Annotated in this window: 25 protein-coding genes and 2 tRNA genes; 19 read left to right on the forward strand and 8 right to left on the reverse strand. The window is 67.2% G+C overall.

Features of this window, described 5'->3' with window-relative positions; all coding sequences use genetic code 11:
• Positions 1 to 61: 61 nt before the first annotated feature.
• From ACQE3M_RS02990 to ACQE3M_RS03000, 3 genes are all read left to right on the forward strand, one after another.
• A complete protein-coding gene (locus tag ACQE3M_RS02990; protein WP_430503980.1) occupies positions 62 to 982 on the forward strand; it encodes a DMT family transporter in 921 nt (306 codons plus the stop codon).
• A gap of 76 nt (positions 983 to 1,058) precedes the next feature.
• Complete coding sequence (locus tag ACQE3M_RS02995; protein WP_430503981.1) at positions 1,059 to 1,673, forward strand: GNAT family N-acetyltransferase; 615 nt, start codon at positions 1,059 to 1,061, stop codon at positions 1,671 to 1,673.
• A 55-nt stretch (positions 1,674 to 1,728) separates the two neighbouring features.
• On the forward strand, positions 1,729 to 2,313 hold the full coding sequence (locus ACQE3M_RS03000) for a DUF7978 family protein (protein WP_430503982.1): 585 nt from the start codon (positions 1,729 to 1,731) through the stop codon (positions 2,311 to 2,313).
• Between the two features lie 12 nt (positions 2,314 to 2,325).
• Here the strand turns inward: ACQE3M_RS03000 and ACQE3M_RS03005 are convergent, their stop codons facing one another.
• Positions 2,326 to 2,841: a GNAT family N-acetyltransferase gene (locus ACQE3M_RS03005; RefSeq protein ID WP_430503983.1), complete on the reverse strand. Its 516-nt coding sequence runs from the start codon at positions 2,839 to 2,841 to the stop codon at positions 2,326 to 2,328.
• Between the two features lie 154 nt (positions 2,842 to 2,995).
• Here ACQE3M_RS03005 and ACQE3M_RS03010 point away from each other — a divergent pair, with 154 nt between their 5' ends.
• A complete protein-coding gene (locus tag ACQE3M_RS03010) occupies positions 2,996 to 3,700 on the forward strand; it encodes a helix-turn-helix domain-containing protein (protein WP_430503984.1) in 705 nt (234 codons plus the stop codon).
• A gap of 297 nt (positions 3,701 to 3,997) precedes the next feature.
• The gene (locus ACQE3M_RS03015; RefSeq protein WP_430503985.1) at positions 3,998 to 5,095 is read left to right on the forward strand and encodes an AI-2E family transporter; all 1,098 of its coding nucleotides are present in this window, start codon (positions 3,998 to 4,000) and stop codon (positions 5,093 to 5,095) included.
• Between the two features lie 33 nt (positions 5,096 to 5,128).
• On the opposite strand, the gene ACQE3M_RS03020 is transcribed toward ACQE3M_RS03015, so the two are convergent.
• On the reverse strand, positions 5,129 to 6,550 hold the full coding sequence (locus ACQE3M_RS03020) for an NAD(P)/FAD-dependent oxidoreductase (protein WP_430503986.1): 1,422 nt from the start codon (positions 6,548 to 6,550) through the stop codon (positions 5,129 to 5,131).
• A gap of 131 nt (positions 6,551 to 6,681) precedes the next feature.
• Between ACQE3M_RS03020 and ACQE3M_RS03025 the strand changes: the two genes are divergently transcribed.
• A complete protein-coding gene (locus ACQE3M_RS03025; protein WP_430503987.1) occupies positions 6,682 to 7,365 on the forward strand; it encodes a pyroglutamyl-peptidase I in 684 nt (227 codons plus the stop codon).
• Between the two features lie 55 nt (positions 7,366 to 7,420).
• Here the strand turns inward: ACQE3M_RS03025 and ACQE3M_RS03030 are convergent, their stop codons facing one another.
• From ACQE3M_RS03030 to cofH, 3 genes are all read right to left on the reverse strand, one after another.
• A complete protein-coding gene (locus tag ACQE3M_RS03030; RefSeq protein WP_430503988.1) occupies positions 7,421 to 7,687 on the reverse strand; it encodes a DUF2250 domain-containing protein in 267 nt (88 codons plus the stop codon).
• A gap of 124 nt (positions 7,688 to 7,811) precedes the next feature.
• Positions 7,812 to 8,369, reverse strand: coding sequence for a metal-dependent hydrolase (locus ACQE3M_RS03035; RefSeq protein WP_430503989.1), 558 nt, complete (start codon positions 8,367 to 8,369; stop codon positions 7,812 to 7,814).
• A gap of 151 nt (positions 8,370 to 8,520) precedes the next feature.
• Positions 8,521 to 9,909, reverse strand: coding sequence for a 7,8-didemethyl-8-hydroxy-5-deazariboflavin synthase subunit CofH (gene cofH / locus ACQE3M_RS03040; RefSeq protein ID WP_430503990.1), 1,389 nt, complete (start codon positions 9,907 to 9,909; stop codon positions 8,521 to 8,523).
• 153 nt (positions 9,910 to 10,062) lie between these two features.
• Here cofH and ACQE3M_RS03045 point away from each other — a divergent pair, with 153 nt between their 5' ends.
• Positions 10,063 to 10,395: a hypothetical protein gene (locus tag ACQE3M_RS03045; RefSeq protein WP_430503991.1), complete on the forward strand. Its 333-nt coding sequence runs from the start codon at positions 10,063 to 10,065 to the stop codon at positions 10,393 to 10,395.
• Between the two features lie 104 nt (positions 10,396 to 10,499).
• Here ACQE3M_RS03045 and ACQE3M_RS03050 read toward each other — a convergent pair.
• From ACQE3M_RS03050 to ACQE3M_RS03060, 3 genes are all read right to left on the reverse strand, one after another.
• A tRNA-Gly gene (locus tag ACQE3M_RS03050) sits at positions 10,500 to 10,570 on the reverse strand.
• A gap of 964 nt (positions 10,571 to 11,534) precedes the next feature.
• Positions 11,535 to 12,230: a DUF4382 domain-containing protein gene (locus ACQE3M_RS03055; RefSeq protein WP_430503992.1), complete on the reverse strand. Its 696-nt coding sequence runs from the start codon at positions 12,228 to 12,230 to the stop codon at positions 11,535 to 11,537.
• A 96-nt stretch (positions 12,231 to 12,326) separates the two neighbouring features.
• Positions 12,327 to 12,397, reverse strand: a tRNA-Gly gene (locus ACQE3M_RS03060).
• A gap of 390 nt (positions 12,398 to 12,787) precedes the next feature.
• On the opposite strand from ACQE3M_RS03060, the gene ACQE3M_RS03065 reads away from it, so the two are divergent.
• The 12 genes from ACQE3M_RS03065 to ACQE3M_RS03120 are packed head-to-tail and all read left to right on the forward strand — an operon-like array spanning position 12,788 to position 19,714.
• Positions 12,788 to 13,639, forward strand: coding sequence for a putative RNA uridine N3 methyltransferase (locus tag ACQE3M_RS03065; protein ID WP_430503993.1), 852 nt, complete (start codon positions 12,788 to 12,790; stop codon positions 13,637 to 13,639).
• Positions 13,640 to 13,643: 4 nt separating this feature from the next.
• Positions 13,644 to 14,660, forward strand: coding sequence for a 50S ribosomal protein L3 (locus ACQE3M_RS03070; RefSeq protein WP_430503994.1), 1,017 nt, complete (start codon positions 13,644 to 13,646; stop codon positions 14,658 to 14,660).
• Between the two features lie 3 nt (positions 14,661 to 14,663).
• Positions 14,664 to 15,410 (forward strand): 50S ribosomal protein L4, encoded by a 747-nt coding sequence (gene rpl4p, locus ACQE3M_RS03075; protein WP_430503995.1) that lies wholly within the window; start codon positions 14,664 to 14,666, stop codon positions 15,408 to 15,410.
• Positions 15,407 to 15,661, forward strand: a complete 255-nt coding sequence (locus ACQE3M_RS03080; protein ID WP_430503996.1) for a 50S ribosomal protein L23 — start codon at positions 15,407 to 15,409, stop codon at positions 15,659 to 15,661. Before rpl4p ends, ACQE3M_RS03080 begins: the two co-directional genes overlap by 4 nt.
• A gap of 2 nt (positions 15,662 to 15,663) precedes the next feature.
• The gene (locus tag ACQE3M_RS03085) at positions 15,664 to 16,386 is read left to right on the forward strand and encodes a 50S ribosomal protein L2 (RefSeq protein WP_430503997.1); all 723 of its coding nucleotides are present in this window, start codon (positions 15,664 to 15,666) and stop codon (positions 16,384 to 16,386) included.
• Positions 16,383 to 16,808: a 30S ribosomal protein S19 gene (locus tag ACQE3M_RS03090; protein ID WP_430503998.1), complete on the forward strand. Its 426-nt coding sequence runs from the start codon at positions 16,383 to 16,385 to the stop codon at positions 16,806 to 16,808. Before ACQE3M_RS03085 ends, ACQE3M_RS03090 begins: the two co-directional genes overlap by 4 nt.
• A 3-nt stretch (positions 16,809 to 16,811) precedes the next feature.
• Positions 16,812 to 17,279, forward strand: a complete 468-nt coding sequence (locus ACQE3M_RS03095; RefSeq protein ID WP_430503999.1) for a 50S ribosomal protein L22 — start codon at positions 16,812 to 16,814, stop codon at positions 17,277 to 17,279.
• Complete coding sequence (locus ACQE3M_RS03100) at positions 17,279 to 18,283, forward strand: 30S ribosomal protein S3 (protein ID WP_430504000.1); 1,005 nt, start codon at positions 17,279 to 17,281, stop codon at positions 18,281 to 18,283. The genes ACQE3M_RS03095 and ACQE3M_RS03100 overlap by 1 nt, the downstream gene beginning before the upstream one ends.
• Before the next feature lie 3 nt (positions 18,284 to 18,286).
• Positions 18,287 to 18,508, forward strand: a complete 222-nt coding sequence (gene rpmC, locus ACQE3M_RS03105) for a 50S ribosomal protein L29 (protein ID WP_430504001.1) — start codon at positions 18,287 to 18,289, stop codon at positions 18,506 to 18,508.
• A gap of 2 nt (positions 18,509 to 18,510) precedes the next feature.
• Complete coding sequence (locus tag ACQE3M_RS03110; RefSeq protein WP_430504002.1) at positions 18,511 to 18,981, forward strand: ribonuclease P protein component 1; 471 nt, start codon at positions 18,511 to 18,513, stop codon at positions 18,979 to 18,981.
• On the forward strand, positions 18,972 to 19,316 hold the full coding sequence (locus ACQE3M_RS03115) for a 30S ribosomal protein S17 (RefSeq protein ID WP_430504003.1): 345 nt from the start codon (positions 18,972 to 18,974) through the stop codon (positions 19,314 to 19,316). Before ACQE3M_RS03110 ends, ACQE3M_RS03115 begins: the two co-directional genes overlap by 10 nt.
• On the forward strand, positions 19,316 to 19,714 hold the full coding sequence (locus ACQE3M_RS03120) for a 50S ribosomal protein L14 (protein WP_430504004.1): 399 nt from the start codon (positions 19,316 to 19,318) through the stop codon (positions 19,712 to 19,714). Before ACQE3M_RS03115 ends, ACQE3M_RS03120 begins: the two co-directional genes overlap by 1 nt.
• The last annotated feature ends 1 nt before the right edge of the window (position 19,715 follow it).

Here is a 19,715-nt window from a genome sequence, read left to right on the forward strand (position 1 = left end):
GGGGCCGCGGGGTCGTTCCGGCTTTCGAAACCGTAAGGGGCCACCGCGTCGCAGTGTCGCTGTGAGCCGCTATCGAAACCTCGCACTGTTCCTCGTGCTGGCCGCCGTCTGGGGGTCGGCGTTCATGGCGATCAAGGCCGGGCTGGCCTACTTCCCGCCGGTGCTGTTCGCCGCTCTCCGCTACGACATCGCCGGCGTGTTCATGCTCGGCTACGCCGCGTACGTCCTCGACGACCCGATCCCCCGGACCCGCGGCGAGTGGAGCCTCGTCGCCATCGGATCCGTCCTGATAATCGCTGCCTATCACGCCCTCCTCTTTATCGGCGAGACCGACCCGGCCGTGACGAGCGCCGTCGCCGCCGTCTTCGTGAGCTTCTCGCCGGTCCTCACCTCGGCGTTCGCCCGGGCGTTCCTCCCGACGGAGCGCCTCACGCTCGTCGGCATCGCCGGGCTGCTGCTCGGGCTCGTCGGCGTGACAGTCCTGGCGCAGCCGGACCCGAACAACCTCCTCGCCGGCGGGACCGGCGCGAAGCTCCTCGTCCTCCTCGCGGCGGCGGCGTTCGCGCTCGGGTCGGTCCTGACCCGCGTCGTCGACGAGGAGATGCCGATCGAGTCGATGGAGGCCTGGTCGATGCTCGGCGGCGCGCTGCTCATGCACGTGCTCGCCGTCGGGCTCGGCGAGTCCGTTGGCGACGTCGTCTGGACGACGGAAGCCGTTCTGGCGCTGGCGTACCTCGCGCTCGCGGCCAGCGCCCTCGGCTTCCTCATCTACTTCACCCTGCTCGACCGGCTCGGCCCGGTCGAGATCAACCTCGTCTCCTACGTCGCGCCGGTCTTCGCGGCGCTTTCCGGCTGGCTGTTCCTCGGGGAGGGCATCGGCGTCCCGACGGTCGCCGGCTTCCTGTGCATCTTCACGGGGTTCGTCCTCCTCAAGCGCGAGGCGATCCGCGAGGAGCTGCGACGGTATCGCGCCCGGAACTGACGCGTCCCTCCGGCACCACGCGAACCGTTCCCACGGCCGAGGTATCTTTTATAAAGTCGCCCGCGACAGGGGGAGTATGTTCCCCGAGACGATCGAGACGGAGCGACTCCGGTTGCGCCCACGTTGGCCCGAAACGGTCGACGTCCACGAGTGCTACGAGATCTGCTCGGCCGACCCCGGGATCGACGAGGTGACCGAATACGTCACCTGGAGCCCGCACGAGACCGTCAAGGAGACGCAGGAGTTTCTCGAGCGCGGGAAGTCGAAGTGGGAGGACGCGGAGGCGGCCGGCTACGTGATCCGCCCGAAACCCGGCGAGGACGGCGCCGGCGAGATCGCGGGCTGCACCGGTATCGGCATCGACTGGGACAGACGGACTGCGGTCCTCGGTCTCTGGCTCCGGAAGCGGTTCTGGGGCCGCGGCTACTCGGGCGAGCGCGCCGCCGCGCTGTGTGAGATCGCCTTCGACCGTCTCGACCTGGAGCTCGTCGCCGTCTCGCACCACCCCGACAACGAGCAGTCGGCGCGGGCCATCGAGAAGTACGTCGACCGGTTCGGCGGTCGGCGCGAGGGCGTCCTCCGGAACCACCTGGAGTACCAGGACGGCAGCGTCCACGACGAGGTGCGGTACACCATCAGTCAGCGGGAGTGGCGCGAGGCGACAGACGGCGGGACGGACGTCCTGGACTAACGGCAACACCGTCCGATACTTTCTTTGAGTTCGGCCGACGTGCCCTTGGGTATCTATGCCAGCCCTCCGTGATCGGATCGCCCCTGGAGTCGTCGCCGGAATCGTCGCGTACGCGCTCGGCTACCTCGTCACGTACGTGAGCCAGGGCGACGCCGTCGAGGAACAGCTCCGCGGCTTCAACTTCCTCGCCGACCTCTTTGGCGGCGAGCCCGTCCCGATCTGGCAGGGCGTCGGCTGGCTCTTTTATAATGCGCACCTCGTCAGGACGCGGATCCCGGGGCTCGGCGGGCCGCGCTCGGAGAACTTCATCGCCGCCGGCGACGACGGGACGTTGACGCTTCTCTACTTCGTGCCCGTGCTCGCGCTGTTCGCGGCGGGCTTCGCCGTCGCCCGGCTCGCCGGAAGTGCCGACGACGCCACCGACCCGACGACGGGCGCCGTCGACGGCGCGGCCGTGGTCCTCGGCTACCTGCCGCTGGCCGTGGTCGGGCTCCTCGTCTTCTCGTACGCCGTCGGCGACGGCGCCATCGAACCCGACCCGATCACCGGCGTCGCCCTCGCCGGGATCCTCTACCCGGTCGTCTGTGGCGGCCTGGGCGGCGCAGTCGCCGCGGTCGCCGCGGACCTCGGCGGTGAGTAGCGACGTCGGAAGCTAGAGCTCGCGCGCGACGAGTTCGCCCCAGTGCTCGAAGCCGTACCGGTCGTAGAACGCCTTCGCGCGCGCGTTCTCGGGGTCGACGTCGAGGACGATCCGGTCGAGCGGCAGGTCCTGGTCCGCGGCGACCTCGAGCGCGGCGTCCATCAGGTCGTCGCCGACGCCCTCGCCGCGGTAGTCGGGGTCGACGTAGATCTCGTTGAGGACGGCCGAGTCCCAGATGAACCCCATCGACTCCGGGAGGACGAACACGTAGCCGACGACCTCGTCGTCGTTCTCGTCACCCTCGGCCTCGCCGGTCTCGTCGACGGCGACGGTGATACAGCGCGGGTCCTCGTCGGTACAGCGGTCGACCCAGTCGAACCACTCCGCGCGGTACGACTCGGTGAGCTTGCCCTCGTACTTCTCGGCCTTCTCCTCGCCGCCGGTGCCGGTGCCGAGACCGAGCTCGAAGGCCCGCTTGCAGGCCCAGAGCCCGTCGGCGTCGTCGGGATCGTACGCTCTGATCTCCATACGTCGCGTTGGCTGGTAGGGGCCCTGAGCGTTGCGACTCCGGGCAGTCGCCGTTGGATCGGGCACCGCCGAGGCGGTCGCTCAGCGATATCGACAGTTGCCGAACCCGGGTTTCGATACCCTTTTGCCCGTCTCGGGCGGACGCTCTTAGCGAATGAACGACAGCGCACGGGAAGAGCTGGCCCGGCGGATCGCGGGCGAGATCACCTTGAGCGACGACCCGGGGGCTACGCTCCGGAAGTGGCGGACGGACTTCGACGTCTCGCAGACGGAGCTGGCCGAGCAGCTCGGCGTCTCCTCGTCGGTCGTGTCCGACTACGAGAGTGGGCGCCGGGAGAGCCCGGGGATCGGCGTCGTCCAGCGGACGGTCGCGGCGCTGCTGGACATCGACGAGGCCCGCGGCGGCGACCGCCTCCGGCAGTACGCCCGCGTGCTCTCGGCCGGCTTCGAGAGCGACATCGTCCACGACCTTCGGGAGTACCCGACGCCGGTCTCTCTGGAGGAGTTCTACGACGCGATGGACGCCACGGAGATCCACCGCGGCGACCGCGACCGCATCTACGGCCACACGGTGATCAACTCCATCCAGGCGATCACCCGGCTCTCCAGCGAGGAGTTCTACCGGCTTTACGGCCAGTCGACCAACCGCGCGCTCGTGTTCACGGACGTGACGCGCGGTGAGTCGCCGCTCGTCGCCCTTCGCGTCGTCACGCCGACGCCGAACGCCGTGGTCCTCCACGGCATCGAGGAGGAGGATCTCTGGGACCACGCCGCCGAGCTCGCCCGCGTCGACGGCTTCTCGCTCGCAACGTCGACGCGCGATATCAACGACTGCCTCGACACGCTGCGCGACTTGTAAGGGTTGTATCGGCTGTTGTCGTTCTCGGTGTTTGCGGTGCCGTCTTTTCGCCTCTCTCCTCATCGAGCGTTCGCTTTTAAATAACGCGGGCCGTCGTCGCCGACGATGCCGCTCGTACCACCCTGGAAGCCCCAGCCGCCGTGCGGTCGTGCTTATAAAGAGAGTCGGGGCGTCCTCGCGGGTGACCTCGAACCGACATCCGGTGCCTCCGACCGCTCTACGCTCCGAAAGACGCATGAATGGCCGGACGACGACCGGCCCGTATCTTTTACATCCCGCTCTCGAGAACGTTCGCACATGAACGAAAAACGACTGGTCGTCGCCATCTTCGGGATCCTCGTCGCCATCGTGCTCGGCGCGATGGCGTATCAGTTCATCGCGCCGCTCACGGTCTCCATCTTCCTCTACTACTCGACTCGCCGATACTACAAGTGGCTCCGGAAGCTCCGGCTCCCGGCGCGGGTGCGCGCCTCGATCGTCCTGGGATCGCTCGCCATCCCGCTTTTGATCCTCGTGAGCTACGCCGTCGTCCTGCTGGCCATCGAATCCCGGCGGTTCATCGCCCAGTACTCGCTCATCGACGTAGCCGCCGAGAACCTCGAGTGGTTCGGCGGGATCGACGACGTCCCCTCGTTCACGATCCAGGGGTTCTACCAGGCCTACAGGGCCGGCGAGCTGGCGCCGTTCATCGAGTTCGCCAGCGAACACGCGACCTTCCTGACGACCCTGTTCTCGAGCTTCTTCCTCAACATGTTCATCGTCGTCATCGTCACCTACTACCTGCTCATCGACGGGGGACGCATCCGCGAGTGGCTCCTCCGCTTCGACGACGAGGCGATCATCCGCGAGTACCTGGAGGCGGTCGATTCCGAGCTGGAGGCGGTGCTCTTCGGCAACCTGCTGAACGTCATCGCCATCTCGCTGCTCGCGATCGGCACGTTCCGGGGCTACAACGCCTTCGCCCCGGCCGCGGCCCAGGTGCCGTACCCGGCGCTCATGGGGACGCTCACGGGGATCGCGAGCCTGATCCCGGTCGTGGGGATGAAGATCGTCTACGTCCCGCTGACCCTCATCGCCGCGGTGCCGGTGATCCTCGCCGGCCAGACGTCCATGCTCGTATACGTCCTCGGGTTCCTCATCGTCGCCGTCGTGGTCGTCGACACGGTTCCGGACCTCCTGCTCCGCCCGCTGCTCAGTGGGGAGAACACCCACGTCGGCCTGTTGATGCTGGCGTACACGCTCGGGCCCGTCGTCTTAGGCTTCTACGGGATCTTCTTCGCCCCTATCGTGCTCGTCGTCGGGCTCACCTTCGCGGACACGGCCCTGCCGCGGCTCCTCGGCGCCGAGGAAGCGGAGGGGCTTCATCAGGACCAGATGCGACTCGGGGACTTTTAAACGGCTCTCGGTGCCAGCCCACCGGGAGCGGCCTCAGTCGCGCTTCTCGGCGATCCGGTCCGCCGCCTCGAAGCCGGCGACGACGCCGCCGTTGAGCGAGCGCTCGGGGTACTGCGCGCGGCTCGCCATCCCGGCGTAGTAGACGCCCTCGGCGACGTCGGCCGCGAGGTCGTAGGGGATCACCATGTCGAGGTAGCCGCGCTCGTAGACGGGCGCAGCGCGGGGGTTCCGGGCGACCCGGAAGTCCTCGACGTGCTCCTCGGGCGAGAAGTCCGGGAACAGGTCGGCGATGCCGTCGAGCCAGCTCGTCTCGAGTTCGTCGTCGTCGGCCTGCCAGATCCACTCCTCGGGCGACTGGACGTAGCTGGCGACGTACAGCAGGTGGTCGCCGCCGTAGCGCTCCGGCGGGACGAAGTTCGTGTGCTCGATGAGCGCGCCGAAGGGGGCCTCGTCCGCGACGTTGAGCCAGTAGGTGTCCGTCAGCGGCTCGGTCATCGTGACGACCGCACAGACTGCGCCCTGGAAGTCGACGTCGCAGGTGTAGCCCGTCAGGTCCTCCAGCACGTTCGGCATCGCCGCGACGACGACGCCGTCGGCGTCGTGGGTCTCGCGCCCCTCGTCGGTCTCGACGGTGACGGACTCGACTGGGCCGCGGGAGGGTGGCTGGCTTTCGTGAGACGCCAGATCCTCACCGTGGGCAGCCACGTCGTCGTCGACGGCGACGTCGCCGTCGACCGCAACGGTCGGCTCCGGCTCCGCGAACCCGACGTTCTCCACGCGCGCGCCGGTCGTGATGTTCTCGCGGCCGACGGCCTCGACGAGCGCGTCCAGCAGGACGCCGAAGGAGCCGTCGAAGTAGCCGAGGACCTCCCCGCGGAGGAGGTCGCGCTCGCCGCGGAACTTGATGCGGCCGAGCAGCCACGCCGCGGAGACGTCCTCCACGCGGTCGCCGAACTTCGCGTCGAGCAGGGGTTCGAAGAAGTTCTCGTAGACGCCGCGGGTCGTGTGCTCGACGAGGAAGTCCCGGATCGGCACGTCCTCGAAGTCGGTGAGGTCCTCGTAGGTGTCGAACGAGGGGATCCCGCCGCGCACGTCGACCTCCTGGGTCAACATCGTGAGCCGGAACTTGTCGTAGAAGCTCATGTGCGGGTACGCCGCGATCTCCCAGGGCTTGTCGAGGGGGTGGACGACGCCGTCGACGTAGTAGGCGTTCTCGCCGATGCGCCACTCGACGCGGTCACCGACGCCGAGCTCCTCGGCGAGTTCGACGATGGTCTCCTCGGACTTCGAGAGGTGGTGGTAGAACTTCTCGAGCCGGTCGCCGCTCGTCTCGTACAGCGCCGCGAGCCCGCCGACGTCGTCGGTCGCCTCGAACACCTGCACGTCGTGACCGTGCTGCTGGAGGCGGTAGGCGGTCGCGAGTCCGGCGATGCCGCCGCCGACGACTGCGTACATGTCTCGACAGTGGGTAACTCCCCCTAAGTGCGTTGTGGAGTCGGCGGCGGTCGCGACGAGCGACCGGCCCTGCTCCCGGGCACCCGTGCCGCTTTCCCGTCCGTTTTGTGCGTCGCCAGCGACCCTCCCGTATGACCGTCCTCTGTACCGGCTACGAGCCGTTCGGCGACCACGACGAGAACCCCTCCGCGATGGTCGCGGAGCGCCTCGACGGCCGGACCGTCGCCGGCCACGACGTCGTCGGCCGCGTGCTCCCTGTCGAGTTCGACGCGCTCCGCGAGGAGCTCGCGAGCCTCGTCGACGAACACGATCCCGACGCAGTCGTCGGAATGGGTCTCGCCGGCGGCCGCGCGAGCGTCGCCGTCGAGCGCGTCGGGATCAACGTCGCCGACGCCGTCACCGTTCCCGACAACGCCGAGGCCGACCCCGAGAACGAGCGCGTCGACGCCGCGGGCCCCGACGCGTACCTCGCGACCCTGCCCGTTGTCGAGGCCGTCCAGACCTTGCTCGACGCCGGGATCCCGGCGCGCGTCTCGAACACCGCGGGCACGCACTGCTGTAACGACCACCTCTACACGACCCACCGGCTGCTGGCGGAGCGCGGCGACCTGGTGCGTGACGCCGACAGCGACGACGCGGCCGACGGCGTCCCCGCGGGCTTCGTCCACCTCCCGCTGACGCCGGCGATGGCCGCGGGCGACGCCGTCGAGGACAACGCCCACCGTGGCGGCGGCGTCAGTCCGAGCATGGCCGTCGCTCTGCAGGTCGATGCCGTCGAGCAGGTCGTCGAAACGACGCTCGAACACGAGGAGTAGGTCGCCAGTGGTCGCGTTGCCCGCGGCGCTACTCCCCGTCGCCCTCTTCGCCGCCCTACTCGCCGCCGTCGGTCAGCGGCTGGCTGGCGCCGTCGTCCGCGAGGACGTTCCGGCCGTCGGCCGTGATCCGATAGATGACCTCGCCGCTGACGTCCTCTACGAGCCCTTCCTCCCGAAGTGTCTCGACCCGTCGCTCGACGTTCCCGACGTAGAGACCCGTGTTGCTCGCGATGAGGGCGGGATAGTCGGGACCGTCCGCTGCCAGGTACGTCAGTAACCGCTCGTCGGTGCTGTTGAGGTCGTCTATGCCACTTCGGGCCATGCCTTGTCAAACGTTACCAAGCAACTAATATCTATCGTCTGTTTTGGATTGGAATCTACCCAATCACGGCTACTGGTCCGGGAAAAGCGGGGATTCCGGCCGTCGCTCGGGTGGTGCCGGGTCCCTAGTTCACGATGGGCTCGAGGTATGGCGGGAGGCGCTTCCGGAGGGCCGCGTAGACGACGGCGACGACGAGCGCGCCGGCGACGAGGGTCGGCACGGGGTCGGCGTACCACCGCAGGCCGGGAATCGCGAGGAGGACGGCCATCCCGACGTCCTCCGGGGACCCGTCGTACCGGATCCAGCGTTTCGGGCGAAGCCAGCGCTGCCCTCGGTGGAAGTAGACCCCGCGTTTAGACCGCACTTCCCACGGCTTCAGCGCGTAGCCGCCGCCGAACACGTCGACGATGGAGTGGATCGCCGCCGCGAGGAAGAACAGCGCCGCGCCGACCGTCGCCGGGGCGGGCGCGAGGACCGCCGCGACGACGGCGGGGACCGTCGGGATCCAGTACAGCAGCGGGAAGTGGAGCGTCTTCCGGTGCTCGCCAGCGAGGAGGTCCAGGTCCGGCAGGATGCCGCCGCAGATCGCCGCGACCGCCGCGACGACGGCGAGTTCCGGGGCGAAGACCAGCACCGGGATCGCCAGCACCGGCCCGGCTACGATGTGAGTTGGCGACATCATCGCGCGTAGTCACCGGATCTTACGACCCGAGCGGCTTCAGTCCTCCGTCAGCGGACTGCAGGGTCGCGGACCTTCAGTCGTCGGCCCGGGCCGGGGCGGTCAGTCGTCGGCACGGGCCGGGACGGTCAGTCGTCGGCACGGGCCGGGACGGTCAGTCGTCGGCATGGGCCGCGTCGGTACGGTCGCCACCGGGATCCGAGATGAGGGGGGTCCCGTCCGCACGCGGGCCGAGCTCCGGCCCGAACGGCGGGTCGTCGGGGTCGATGCGGCGTCGCTGTCGGTAGTCCGTGGACCGCTCGACGGGCGTCCGGCCGATGGCGGTGATCATGTCGACGTAGTCGGCGAAGCTGCGGTACTCGCCGTACTCGCCGCCGGCGCGTTTCGTGATCTCCTCCGAGAGGATGGTGCCCATGAAGTCGTCGGCGCCGCAGTTGAGCAGCTTGAGCCCCTGCGCGTCGCCCTCCTTGACCCACGAGGCCTGGATGTGGTCGATATTGTCTAAGAAGAGCCGGGAGACGGCGATCATTAGCTCGTCTTCCGCGTCGCTGGCGCCGTCCTCGACGACGCCGTGCCTGTAGAGAGGCGTGTTCTCGTGGATGAACGAGAGCGGGACGAACTCCGTGATGCCGCCGGTCCGGTCCTGGAGGTCGCGGACGACCTGCAGGTGCTGCACGCGGTGGGCCGCGTTCTCGACGTGGCCGTACATGATCGTCGCGGTCGTGTCGAGCCCGGCCGCCATCGCGCCCTCCATCGCGGCAACCCAGTCGTCCGTCCGGATCTTCCCCGGGCAGATGACGTCGCGGACCTCGTCGACGAGGATCTCCGCGGCGGTGCCGGGCGCGCTGTCGAGGCCGGCGTCCGCGAGTTCGCGGTAGACCGACTCGTAGTCCCAGTCCGTGCCGCGGCGGGCGTGGTACGCCTCCTCCGGGGTCATCGAGTGGAGGTGGACGTCGCCGACGCTCATCGCCGCCATCTGCTCGACGTAGGTGCCGGGGTCCGTGGCGTACACCTCCGGCGGTTTGTAGTTCACCTCGCTTTCCGGGTCGTCGTGGGCGGCGAGGATCTCGTGGTGCTCCTCGTTGAGCGCGAACGCGGGGTGGAGCCCGGAGACGGAGCACACCTCGTAGATCCCCCTGTCGAGCGCGTCCTCGACGACCTCGCGGGACTCGGCCGGCGTCTTCGTGAAGCCCGGATGCTCCACGTCGCTATCGGCCTCGAACGCGTGCGCGGTGTCCTTGAAGTTGCAGAACAGACAGCCCGTGTTGCACGCGGTCGTGACGTTGTTGTTGAGGTTCGCGACGAACGTCACCTCGTCGCCGACCTCCTCGGCCCGGCGCCGGTCGGCGATCTCGAGGACCTGCTCCTTCCGGACGGAGTCGATCCCCTCGACGTCCGTGCCGGTCGTGATCAGCTCGATGCCGTCCGCGACCGTGAGCCGTTTCCCGTCGCGCGCGTTCGCCAGTGCGTTCTCGAACGACTGGTCGGTCTCGGGGACCTGTTCGAAGTCGAACTCGTCCGGCAGGTCGCGCGCGGAACTCATCCCCTGATGGTGCACCCTCCAGCACCAAAAACGGGCTGGTAGCGTCAGTCCGAGGGCCTCGTGGGGGCAGGAACGCCGCCGGCCGAGGTCGTCGCGGGTAGGCCTGGACGCCGTCATCCGGATTTTTAAGCGCGTGCGACGCCGAGGACGGGTATGTACCTCTCGCCGCCAGTCCGCCGTATTCGCGAGGACCCGACCCCCGACGAGGACATCGGGCTCGTCGTCGAGCTCGACGAGCGCTCGCCGGAATCGCTCAAGGAGCGCGTCGACGAGCTCGGCGGCCAGATCGAGCGCGAGCTCGGCTTCGACGCCTGGCACGTCGCCATCCCGGAGACGTCCCTCGACGAGCTGTGTGAGACCGACGGCCTCGCGAAGATCGAGACCGACGCGACGATCACGCTCGACCCCGACGCGCCGGAGCCGACCGTGACCGACGAACCGAACCCGACTATCGAGGAGCTGCGCGAACAGCGTCGCGAGGAGTAGCAGGTCAGAAACGGCGTTTCTATCGGCAGATGGACGAACGATGAGGCAGCGGATTACTACCGGACCGAGCGCTGTCGCTCGGAAGTAGAGTATCGGAGAGAATGTGCACCGGCCGAGATTTGAACTCGGGTTGCGACCATGGCAAGGTCGCGTGATACCACTACACTACCGGTGCGCCTTCCATTTCATTCTGGGAGAGTCGAACACTTAAACCTGTCACATCCGACCGACGGCGACAGGGAATCGCATGCGTGGGACGTGTTCGTCTGTCCTATTATATTTCCCTCAGCCGCTTACATCTAGATCAGATCCCTCCTGCGGGAAATCGGAGCAACAGGTGCAGGCCCTGCTATGCTGGACAGCACCGCAAACGCCCAGAAACCCTCGGCCGCTTTTACTTATAAACTGGAAGCACAGGTGCAGACGTCGCTACACTTGACAGCACAGCAAACGCCCAGAAAGCCCTCGGCCGCTCGCGGTCGCTCCGCGACATATCCGCGGCTCTCCGCACTGCCCGCCGCGGATAGGGGTCGTCGGAGCGACTCCCCTCCGGCGCGACCGGCCGTCGCCCTTTCAGTCCGCCAGGACAGCAACCGCGACAGCAACAGCACCGCGACAACGACAGCACCGCACGGCTACCGCAAGCCTCGCACCTCCCCAGCCTCGGCCGGCGCCGGTACCGCACCGCCTCGGCGCCGGCCTCCCTCGCACGCGTTGCTCGCGCGCGCCAACCGCCCCGCACCGCAGGCCGGACAGCCGTGGAATGATGCCAGCCACAGAACCGCCGTGAGCGACGCCCCGGCGACCACTCGGTGGGTGGGACTGAAAGGGGCAGCCGCTGAGCGGGACGCCCTGCGAAGCTAGCACCACAACCCGGCGAGCGAACGTAGTGAGCGAGCCGGGTGAGGAGCGCAGCGAGCAGCGCGAGCGCTCAGCGGCTGGGGCTTTCTGGGTGTGCCGAGTGGTGTCGCCGGCGACGCTGACCGAATTCATTTAAAAGCAAATTTATTCAGCGGCTGGGGTTTTTTCCCGCATTCTTAGCGGTGTCGCTGGCGACTACCTCCCTCGTTTATAAATAGCGCTCCTTGTCAACTGAAAGCCTCCAGCCCCGGAAAGCAAATCTCCCAACGAACCCCTGTTTAGCACCCGTCACAGTCGCACCCGACGTCGTGCGTGTGGGTGTGGCCGTCGTGCGAGTGGTTCATCCCGCCCTGCCCACCGCACCGACATTCTCCGTCAGCCCGGCAAACCGGCACGTCGGTTCCGGATTCGCTGACTCGGGGAACGATCACGTAGCCGTCGTCGCGCTCGACCACCGTAACGTCGACGACGAAGTCGACGGTTGTGCCGCCCTCGACCCGGAACTCGTCTTTGACCTTCAGTCGCCCGCTCGGGAGCTCGACGTCGACCTGTGTCCCGTTCTCCAGGGTTGCGTCGACGGCGCTCACGTGGACGAAGGCCTTCTCGTACGTCCCGTTCTCGATGGAGAGGTTCGCGAGCAGCGTTGCGTTCGGCCCCCGCAATTCGGTGAGGTCGACCGTCCGGTTGTCCACGTCGGTGACGACCCAGCGGTCCCGGTGGCGATGGTCGTGATCGCCGTGGCCGCCCGGGCCGCCGCCCCCGCGGCCGCTCCAGTTCCCGTCGGCTCGCTTGAGCCCGACCTTCGTGATCGTGACGTTCAGGTGCCGGAAGTCGTCGATGGCGTTCTCCTCGTCGGAGAGGTACAGCGAGACGGTCCCGGTGTCGGCGCCGTCGTCCGCGAACGGCGCGGCACCGGCGCAGCCGGCGAGCGCGACCAGCAGGAGGACGGTGAGCGTCGGGGCTCGTCGGGGCATGTCCGAGCCAACCGAGGCAATTCAAAAATGGATGGTGGCCGGGTGAGGCGGAGCGACCGAGACGCGTCGCTGAGCGATGTGAGTTCGGAGAGAATGTGCACCGGCCGAGATTTGAACTCGGGTTGCGACCATGGCAAGGTCGCGTGATACCACTACACTACCGGTGCGCTCTCGTTGCATTACTTCGTAACCGCCGATTCAGATTTAAGTGTTCCGTTCTGCCCGGCAGCCGCCGTCGGGGTCCGCCGGCGAATGGGTTTTCCAGCCGTCGCCGACCGGCTATTCTATAGTACATACCGTGCGCCCACGCGCGGGCGATGGGAGGGAGAGATTCTGTCGACAGTCGGACGACTCAGCCAGCACTGAACGATCGCCCTCGTCGGCGCCGACAGCGTCGACCCCGAGCGGGCGGATCGAGCGTGGCGCGTGGGACCGGTCCACGAACGCCGGAAATGGCCACGAGGGCCCGTGTGAACGCTCCACAGGGCAAAACACCGACCGCTATCCTTTTACGCGATGGTGCGGAATTACCTGATAGTCTAGCGACGAGGCGACCCATGGACGGCTTCACACTATGTGTCCCGTCCTCGCTCGTCCGAGAAGCCGAGGACAAACGCGAGGCAACTCGCAAGCTCGGCTACGTGGCCCGTGCGGCCGCGGTCTTTCGGGCGAGCCGGCTCGTCGTCTTCCCCGACAGGGAAGGCGAACGCCGATGGGGCGGCGAGTTCGTCCGGACCGTACTCAGGTACGCCGCGACGCCCCCGGACCTCCGGAAGGAGCTCTGGGGCGAACGCGACGAACTGGAGTACGCCGGCGTGCTTCCGCCGCTCCGCGTCTCGTGGCAGACCGGCTCGACCCCAACCGGGGACGAGTCGTCAACACAGGGACTCGTGACCGAGGTCGGACCTGAAGGCCGCGTCCGGGTCAATTCCCCGCTGGGGGAACACCCGATCTCCCTCCTCGTGCCCTCCGACGTGGAGGTCGAGGAAGGGGAGCGCGTTACCATCAGGATCTCTTCGAGAGAACCGGTCCGCGCCCGCATCACCGGGAAGCCGGAGGACGGTTTCCAGGTCGTGGGAGCGGACCTATCGGAAGCGCTCGCGCAAAGCGAGCTGGCTATCGCGACGTCGCGACACGGGGAGGATCTCTCCGTCTCGCGACTCGGCGAGCTCGCCACCGACGCAGACGAGCGCGACGGCGTGGCCGTCGCGTTCGGTGCGCCGGAACGAGGGCTTCCGGCGATGTTCGGGCTATCGCCCGACGCAATCCGGGCCGCCGACGGCGGCCCAGTCGAACCCGATCCGGGGTTCGACCTCTGGCTGAACACGATCCCGCGGCAGGGGAGCGAAGTGGTGCGAACGGAAGAAGCGATGTTCGCCTCGCTCAGCCCCCTCACACTCACGGAGTAAACACATGCCACAACCAAGCCGACCACGAAAAGGCTCGCTGGGCTACGGACCGCGCGTCCGCGCCGAAAGCGAAGTGCCTCGCATCCGCTCGTGGCCTGACGACGACGGCGCACCTGCGCTACAGGGTTTCGCTGGCTACAAAGCCGGCATGACCCACGTTGTCATGGTCAACGACGAGGCAGATTCGCCGCGCGAGGGGATGGAAGAGTCCGTCCCCGTCACGGTGGTGGAGACACCGCCGATGTACGCGGTCGCCCTGCGTGCCTACGAAGACACGCCGTACGGACAGAAGCCGGTCACCGAGGTCTGGACGCACGAGTTCCACGACGAACTCGACCGCGCCCTGGACCTGCCGGCGGAAAGCACGTTCGAACAGGACGCCGAGGAACTCCAGGACCTCCTGGACGACGGTAAGGTCGACGACGTTCGCGTCATCACCCACACCGTCCCCTCGGAGCTCCAGAACGTTCCGAAGAAAGAGCCCGACGTCATGGAGACGCGCGTTGGCGGCGGTTCCATCGAGGAACGCGCCGAGTTCGCGCTCGACCTCGTCGACGAAGGCGGCGCCCACGAGTTCGGCGACGTCTTCCGCGCCGGCGAGTACACCGACGTCTCGGGTATCACGAAAGGAAAGGGAACCCAGGGCCCCGTCAAGCGATGGGGCGTCCAGAAGCGAAAGGGCAAGCACGCCCGTCAGGGTTGGCGGCGCCGGATCGGTAACCTCGGCCCGTGGAACCCCTCGCGTGTGCGCTCGACCGTCCCGCAGCAGGGACAGACTGGGTACCACCAGCGCACCGAGCTCAACAAGCGCCTCATCGACTTCGGCGAAGGCGACGACGCCTCCGTCGACGGCGGCTTCGTCAACTACGGCGAAGTCGACGGGTCGTACGCGCTCATCAAGGGCTCGCTGCCCGGTCCGGACCAGCGCCTTCTGCGCTTCCGTCCGGCCGTCCGACCGAAAGACCAGCCGCGCCTCGACCCCGAGGTCCGGTACGTTTCGACCGAATCCAACCAGGGATAACTCATGAAGGCAACAGTACGTAACCTGGACGGCGAAGCGGACGGCAGCCTCGAGCTGCCCGACGTCTTCGACACCGCGTTCCGCCCGGATCTCATCCAGCGCGCTGTCACCGCCGCCCAGGCAAACCGGAAGCAGGCTTACGGCGCGGACGAGTTCGCCGGACTGCGCACCCCGGCCGAGTCGCCAGGCTCGGGCCGCGGCATGGCGCACATCCCGAGCGAGAACGGCCAGGCCCGCCGCGTGCCGAGCGTGGTCTCGGGTCGCCGTGCACACCCGCCGAAAGCCGAGAAGGATCGCACGAAGCAGCTGAACGACAAGGAGCGCCAGCTCGCCATCCGGTCGGCCATCGCGGCCACCACGGATGCCGAGGTCGTCGCGGACCGCGGTCACGAGTTCGACGACGACGCGGAGCTCCCCGTCGTGGTCTCGGACGACTTCGAGGACCTCGTGAAGACCCAGGAGGTCGTCGCGTTCCTCGAAGCCGCCGGGCTCCACGAGGACGTCGAGCGCGCCGACGAGGGGCGCTCCGTTCGCGCCGGTCAGGGCAAGGCCCGTGGCCGGAAGTACAGCCAGCCGAAGTCCGTCCTCTTCGTCACCAGCGAGGAGCCGTCCCGCGCCGCCCGCAACCTCGCGGGAGCCGACGTCGCGACGGCCGACGAGGTCAACGCGGAGGACCTCGCGCCCGGCGCGCAGCCCGGACGCCTCACCGTCTGGACGGAGAGCGCCGTCGAGGAGGTGGCCGACCGATGAGCGGTATCATCGAGCACCCCCTCGTCACGGAGAAGGCCATGAACGAGATGGACTTCAAGAACAAGCTCCAGTTCCTCGTCGACGTCGACGCGTCGAAGACGGAGGTTCGTGACGCCATCGAGGAGCGCTACGACGTCGAGATCGTCGACGTCAACACGCAGATCACGCCGGAAGCCAACAAGAAGGCGACCGTCACGCTCTCCGAGGCTGACGACGCGACTGAAATCGCCTCGCGGATCGGGGTGTTCTGATCATGGGACGAAGAATTCAGGGACAGCGGCGTGGACGCGGTGGCTCGACGTTCCGAGCCCCGTCCCACCGCTACAAGGCGGAACTGTCGCACAAGAAAGCGGAAGACGAAGACACGATCAGCGGCGAGGTCGTCGGCATCGAGCACGACCCCGCCCGCTCGGCGCCGCTCGCCGAGATCCAGTTCGAGGATGACGACCGTCGACTCGTGCTCGCCCCCGAGGGCGTCACGGTCGGCGAGACCATCCAGGTCGGCGTCTCCGCGGAGATCAAGCCCGGCAACACGCTCCCGCTGGCGGAGATCCCGGAGGGCGTGCCCGTGTGTAACGTCGAGTCCAACCGTGGGGACGGCGGCAAGTTCGCCCGTGCCTCCGGCGTCTCGGCGACGCTGCTCACGCACGACCGTGACGTCACGGTCGTGCAGCTGCCGAGCGGCGAAGTCAAACGACTGGACCCGCAGTGCCGCGCCACGATCGGCGTGGTCGCCGGTGGCGGCCGAACGGAGAAGCCGTTCGTCAAGGCCGGCAACAAGCATCACAAGATGAAGGCGCGCGGCACGAAGTACCCGCGCGTTCGCGGGGTCGCGATGAACGCGGTCGACCACCCCTTCGGTGGCGGTGGCCGCCAGCACCCCGGCAAGCCGAAATCGGTCTCGCGGGACGCCCCGCCGGGACGGAAGGTCGGTGACATCGCATCCAAGAGCACCGGACGAGGTGGCAACAAATGAGTTCTGAATACCGCATCGGCCGCGAGGGCAAGGAGTTCGCCTACCGCGGTCACTCGCTCGACGAGCTGCAGGAGATGGACCTCGACGAGGTCGCGGAACTGCTTCCCGCACGCCAGCGGCGAACTATCACCCGTGGACTGGGCCCGGAGCAGCAGAAGCTGCTCGAAACCGCCCGTGAACGGACGGAAGAGGGGACGGCCAACAACCCGATCCGGACGCACCTGCGCGACATGCCGGTGCTGCCGGAGTTCGTTGGTCTCACCTTCGCCGTCTACAACGGCCAGGGCTTCGAGCGCGTCGAGGTCGACCCGAAGATGATCGGGCACTACCTCGGCGAGTTCCAGCTCACGCGAACGTCCGTCGAACACGGACAGGCCGGCATCGGCGCGACCCGGTCCTCGAAGTTCGTGCCCCTCAAGTAACTCATGGGAATCAACTACAGCGTCGAGGCCGACCCGGAGACCACCGCGAAAGCGATGCTCCGAGAGCGGCCGATCAGCCTGAAGCACAGCAAGGCGATCGCCAAGCAGCTCAAAGGCAAGACGGTCACGGAGGCCGAGGAGTACCTCCAGGCCGTCATCGACGAGGAGCAGTCCGTCCCGTTCAAACAGCACAACACCGGTGTCGGCCACCGCGGCGACATCGACGGCTGGGACGCGGGACGCTACCCGGAGAACGCCTCCGAGGACTTCCTCAAGCTGCTGTCGAACGTCAAGAACAACGCGACCGAACAGGGCTTCGAGAGCGACGAGATGGTTATCAAGCACGTCGCGCCCCACAAGGTCGGCGAACGACAGGGCCGCAAGCCCCGCGCGTTCGGCCGTGCCTCCCCGTGGAACACCACGCTCTGTGACGTCGAGCTCATCATCGAAGAACCCGAGGCAGAACAATAATGGCAGACGAACATCAGTTCATCGAGAACGGGCTGCAGCGCGCCCAGATCGACGAGTTCTTCGCTGAAGAGCTCGGTCGCGCCGGCTACGGCGGGATGGATATCGCCAAGACGCCGATGGGCACCCAGATCGTGCTCAAGGCGGAGAAGCCCGGTATGGTCATCGGGAAAGGCGGGAAGAACATCCGGAAGATCACCACCACGCTCGAAGAGGAGTTCGACATGGACGATCCGCAGATCGACGTCCAGGAAGTCGACGAGCCGGACCTCAACGCCCGGATCGTCGCGGACCGCCTCGCCAACGCGCTCGAACGTGGCTGGTACTTCCGCAAGGCCGGTCACACCACGATCGACCGGATCATGGAGTCCGGCGCCCTCGGTGCCGAGATCGTCCTCTCCGGCAAGGTCACGGGTGCCCGCTCCCGCATCGAGAAGTTCAACCGCGGCTACATCAAGCACAACGGTGAGCCGGCCGAGGACGTCGTCGACCACGGTCAGGGCGTCGCCGTCATGAAGCTGGGCACCATCGGCGTGGACGTGAAGATCATCCCGCCGGGTGCGGAGCTCCCCGACGACTTCGAGATCCACGAGGACGTCGAAGCGCCGGAAGTCGAGCAGATGGAAGGAGAGGAGGGCGTCGAAGCGCTCCTCGAGGAAGAGCCGGAGGAGGTTCCGGACGTCGGCGAAGGCGAAGAGGTCGAGGTGCCCACCGAGGGCCCCGAAGACGTCATCGAGGAGGAGATCGACGAGGAGATCGTCGAGGAAGTCGTCGAGGAGACGGAGGAGACCGCCTCCGAGGCGACCGACACCGCGCCGGAGGACGTCACGGAGACGACGACCCCCGAGGGCGACGTCGAGACCGAAGAGGATCTCGAGGCCGAAATCGAGGAGGAGGCCGAGGAGATCGTCGAGGAGATGGAGTTCGCCTCCGAAGAAGAGGAGGCCGAAGCAACCGAGGAATCGGCGGAAGCCGAGGAATCGGAAGAGACGGAAACGGAGGACTAAACCATGGCCATCCTCTATCCTGACGAAATCAGGGACATGACCGCCGCCGAGCGCCAGTCCGAGCTCGAAGAGCTCGAAACCGAGCTGCTCAACACGAAGGCGCAGCAGGCTGCCGGCGGAATGCCCGAGAGTCCCGGGCGGGTCAACGAACTGAAGAAGACGATCGCGCGGATCAAGACGATCCAGCGCGAGGAAGGCGACGTCGAAGCCGAGACAGAAGCCTAACGATGATTACCCCCGACACGCTCCCGCGACACGAACTCATCGGCCTCCCGATTCGGGTGGCCGACGCCACCAGTGCCGACTACGTCGGCATCGAGGGGCGCGTCGTGCGCGAGAGCCAGCGTACCATTACGGTGCGCACCCAGTCGGGGGACAAACGCGTGCCCAAGGCGGGCACGACGTTCGAATTTGCGATACCAGACGCGGATTCCGTGAACACAGCCACAGATGAAGCCGCCGACTCCGCCAAGGAGTCGGGGTCCACGTTCGAACTCGGGTTGGAAACTGCCGGGGTCCGCCCCTGCAAGTCTGGCCCGTCCTCGTCCAATGACACGGCAGCGAACGGCGCTGCCACGGACGAGGCGAGCCGCTCCCTAGGCGAGTGCGAGGACGTGGTCTACGTTACGGTGGATGGCGATCGACTGCTCTCACGACCCGCCGAACGCACCGAACGAGGTGTCTACACATGGCGATAGGAATTGACGTACCAATGCCTTCGGAACCCGAAAACCCGGAGGCTTACGACTACGAGAAGTGCCCGTTCTACGGGCAGCTATCCGTCCGCGGTCAGGTCCGAGAGGGCACGGTCGTCTCGACGGATATGGCAAAGACCGTCATCGTCGAGCGAGAATACGACGTCTTCGTACCGAAATACGACCGGTACATGAAGCGTCGGTCGCGCATCCCGGCCCACGTGCCTGGCGTGCTCGACTCGCTCGAGGAAGGTGACGAAGTGAAGATCGCGGAGACGCGACCGCTCTCGAAGACGAAATCCCACGTCGTCGTCGAAGTGCTGGAGGGTGATGCCTGATGGAGGCACTCAAAGCTGACGTGACGCAGGGCCTGGAGAAGGGCTCGCTCATCAACTGCGCCGACAACACCGGCGCACGCGAGCTCAAGGTCGTCAGCGTCCACGGCTACTCCGGCACGAAGAACCGGCACCCCAAGGCCGGCATCGGCGACAAAGTGACCGTCTCGGTCACGAAGGGTACCCCCGAGATGCGGCGGCAGGTGCTGGAGGCGGTCATCGTCCGCCAGCGCAAGCCGATCCGCCGACCCGACGGCACGCGCGTCCGCTTCGAGGACAACGCGGCCGTCGTCATCGACGACCTCGAGGAGCCGCGGGGCACGGAGATCAAAGGCCCCATCGCTCGCGAGGTCGCCGAACGGTTCGGGAGCATTGCGTCCACCGCAACCATGATCGTCTAAA

This window comes from Halosubterraneus shenae, assembly GCF_050510935.1.
Lineage (GTDB): Archaea > Halobacteriota > Halobacteria > Halobacteriales > Haloferacaceae > JBDGPU01.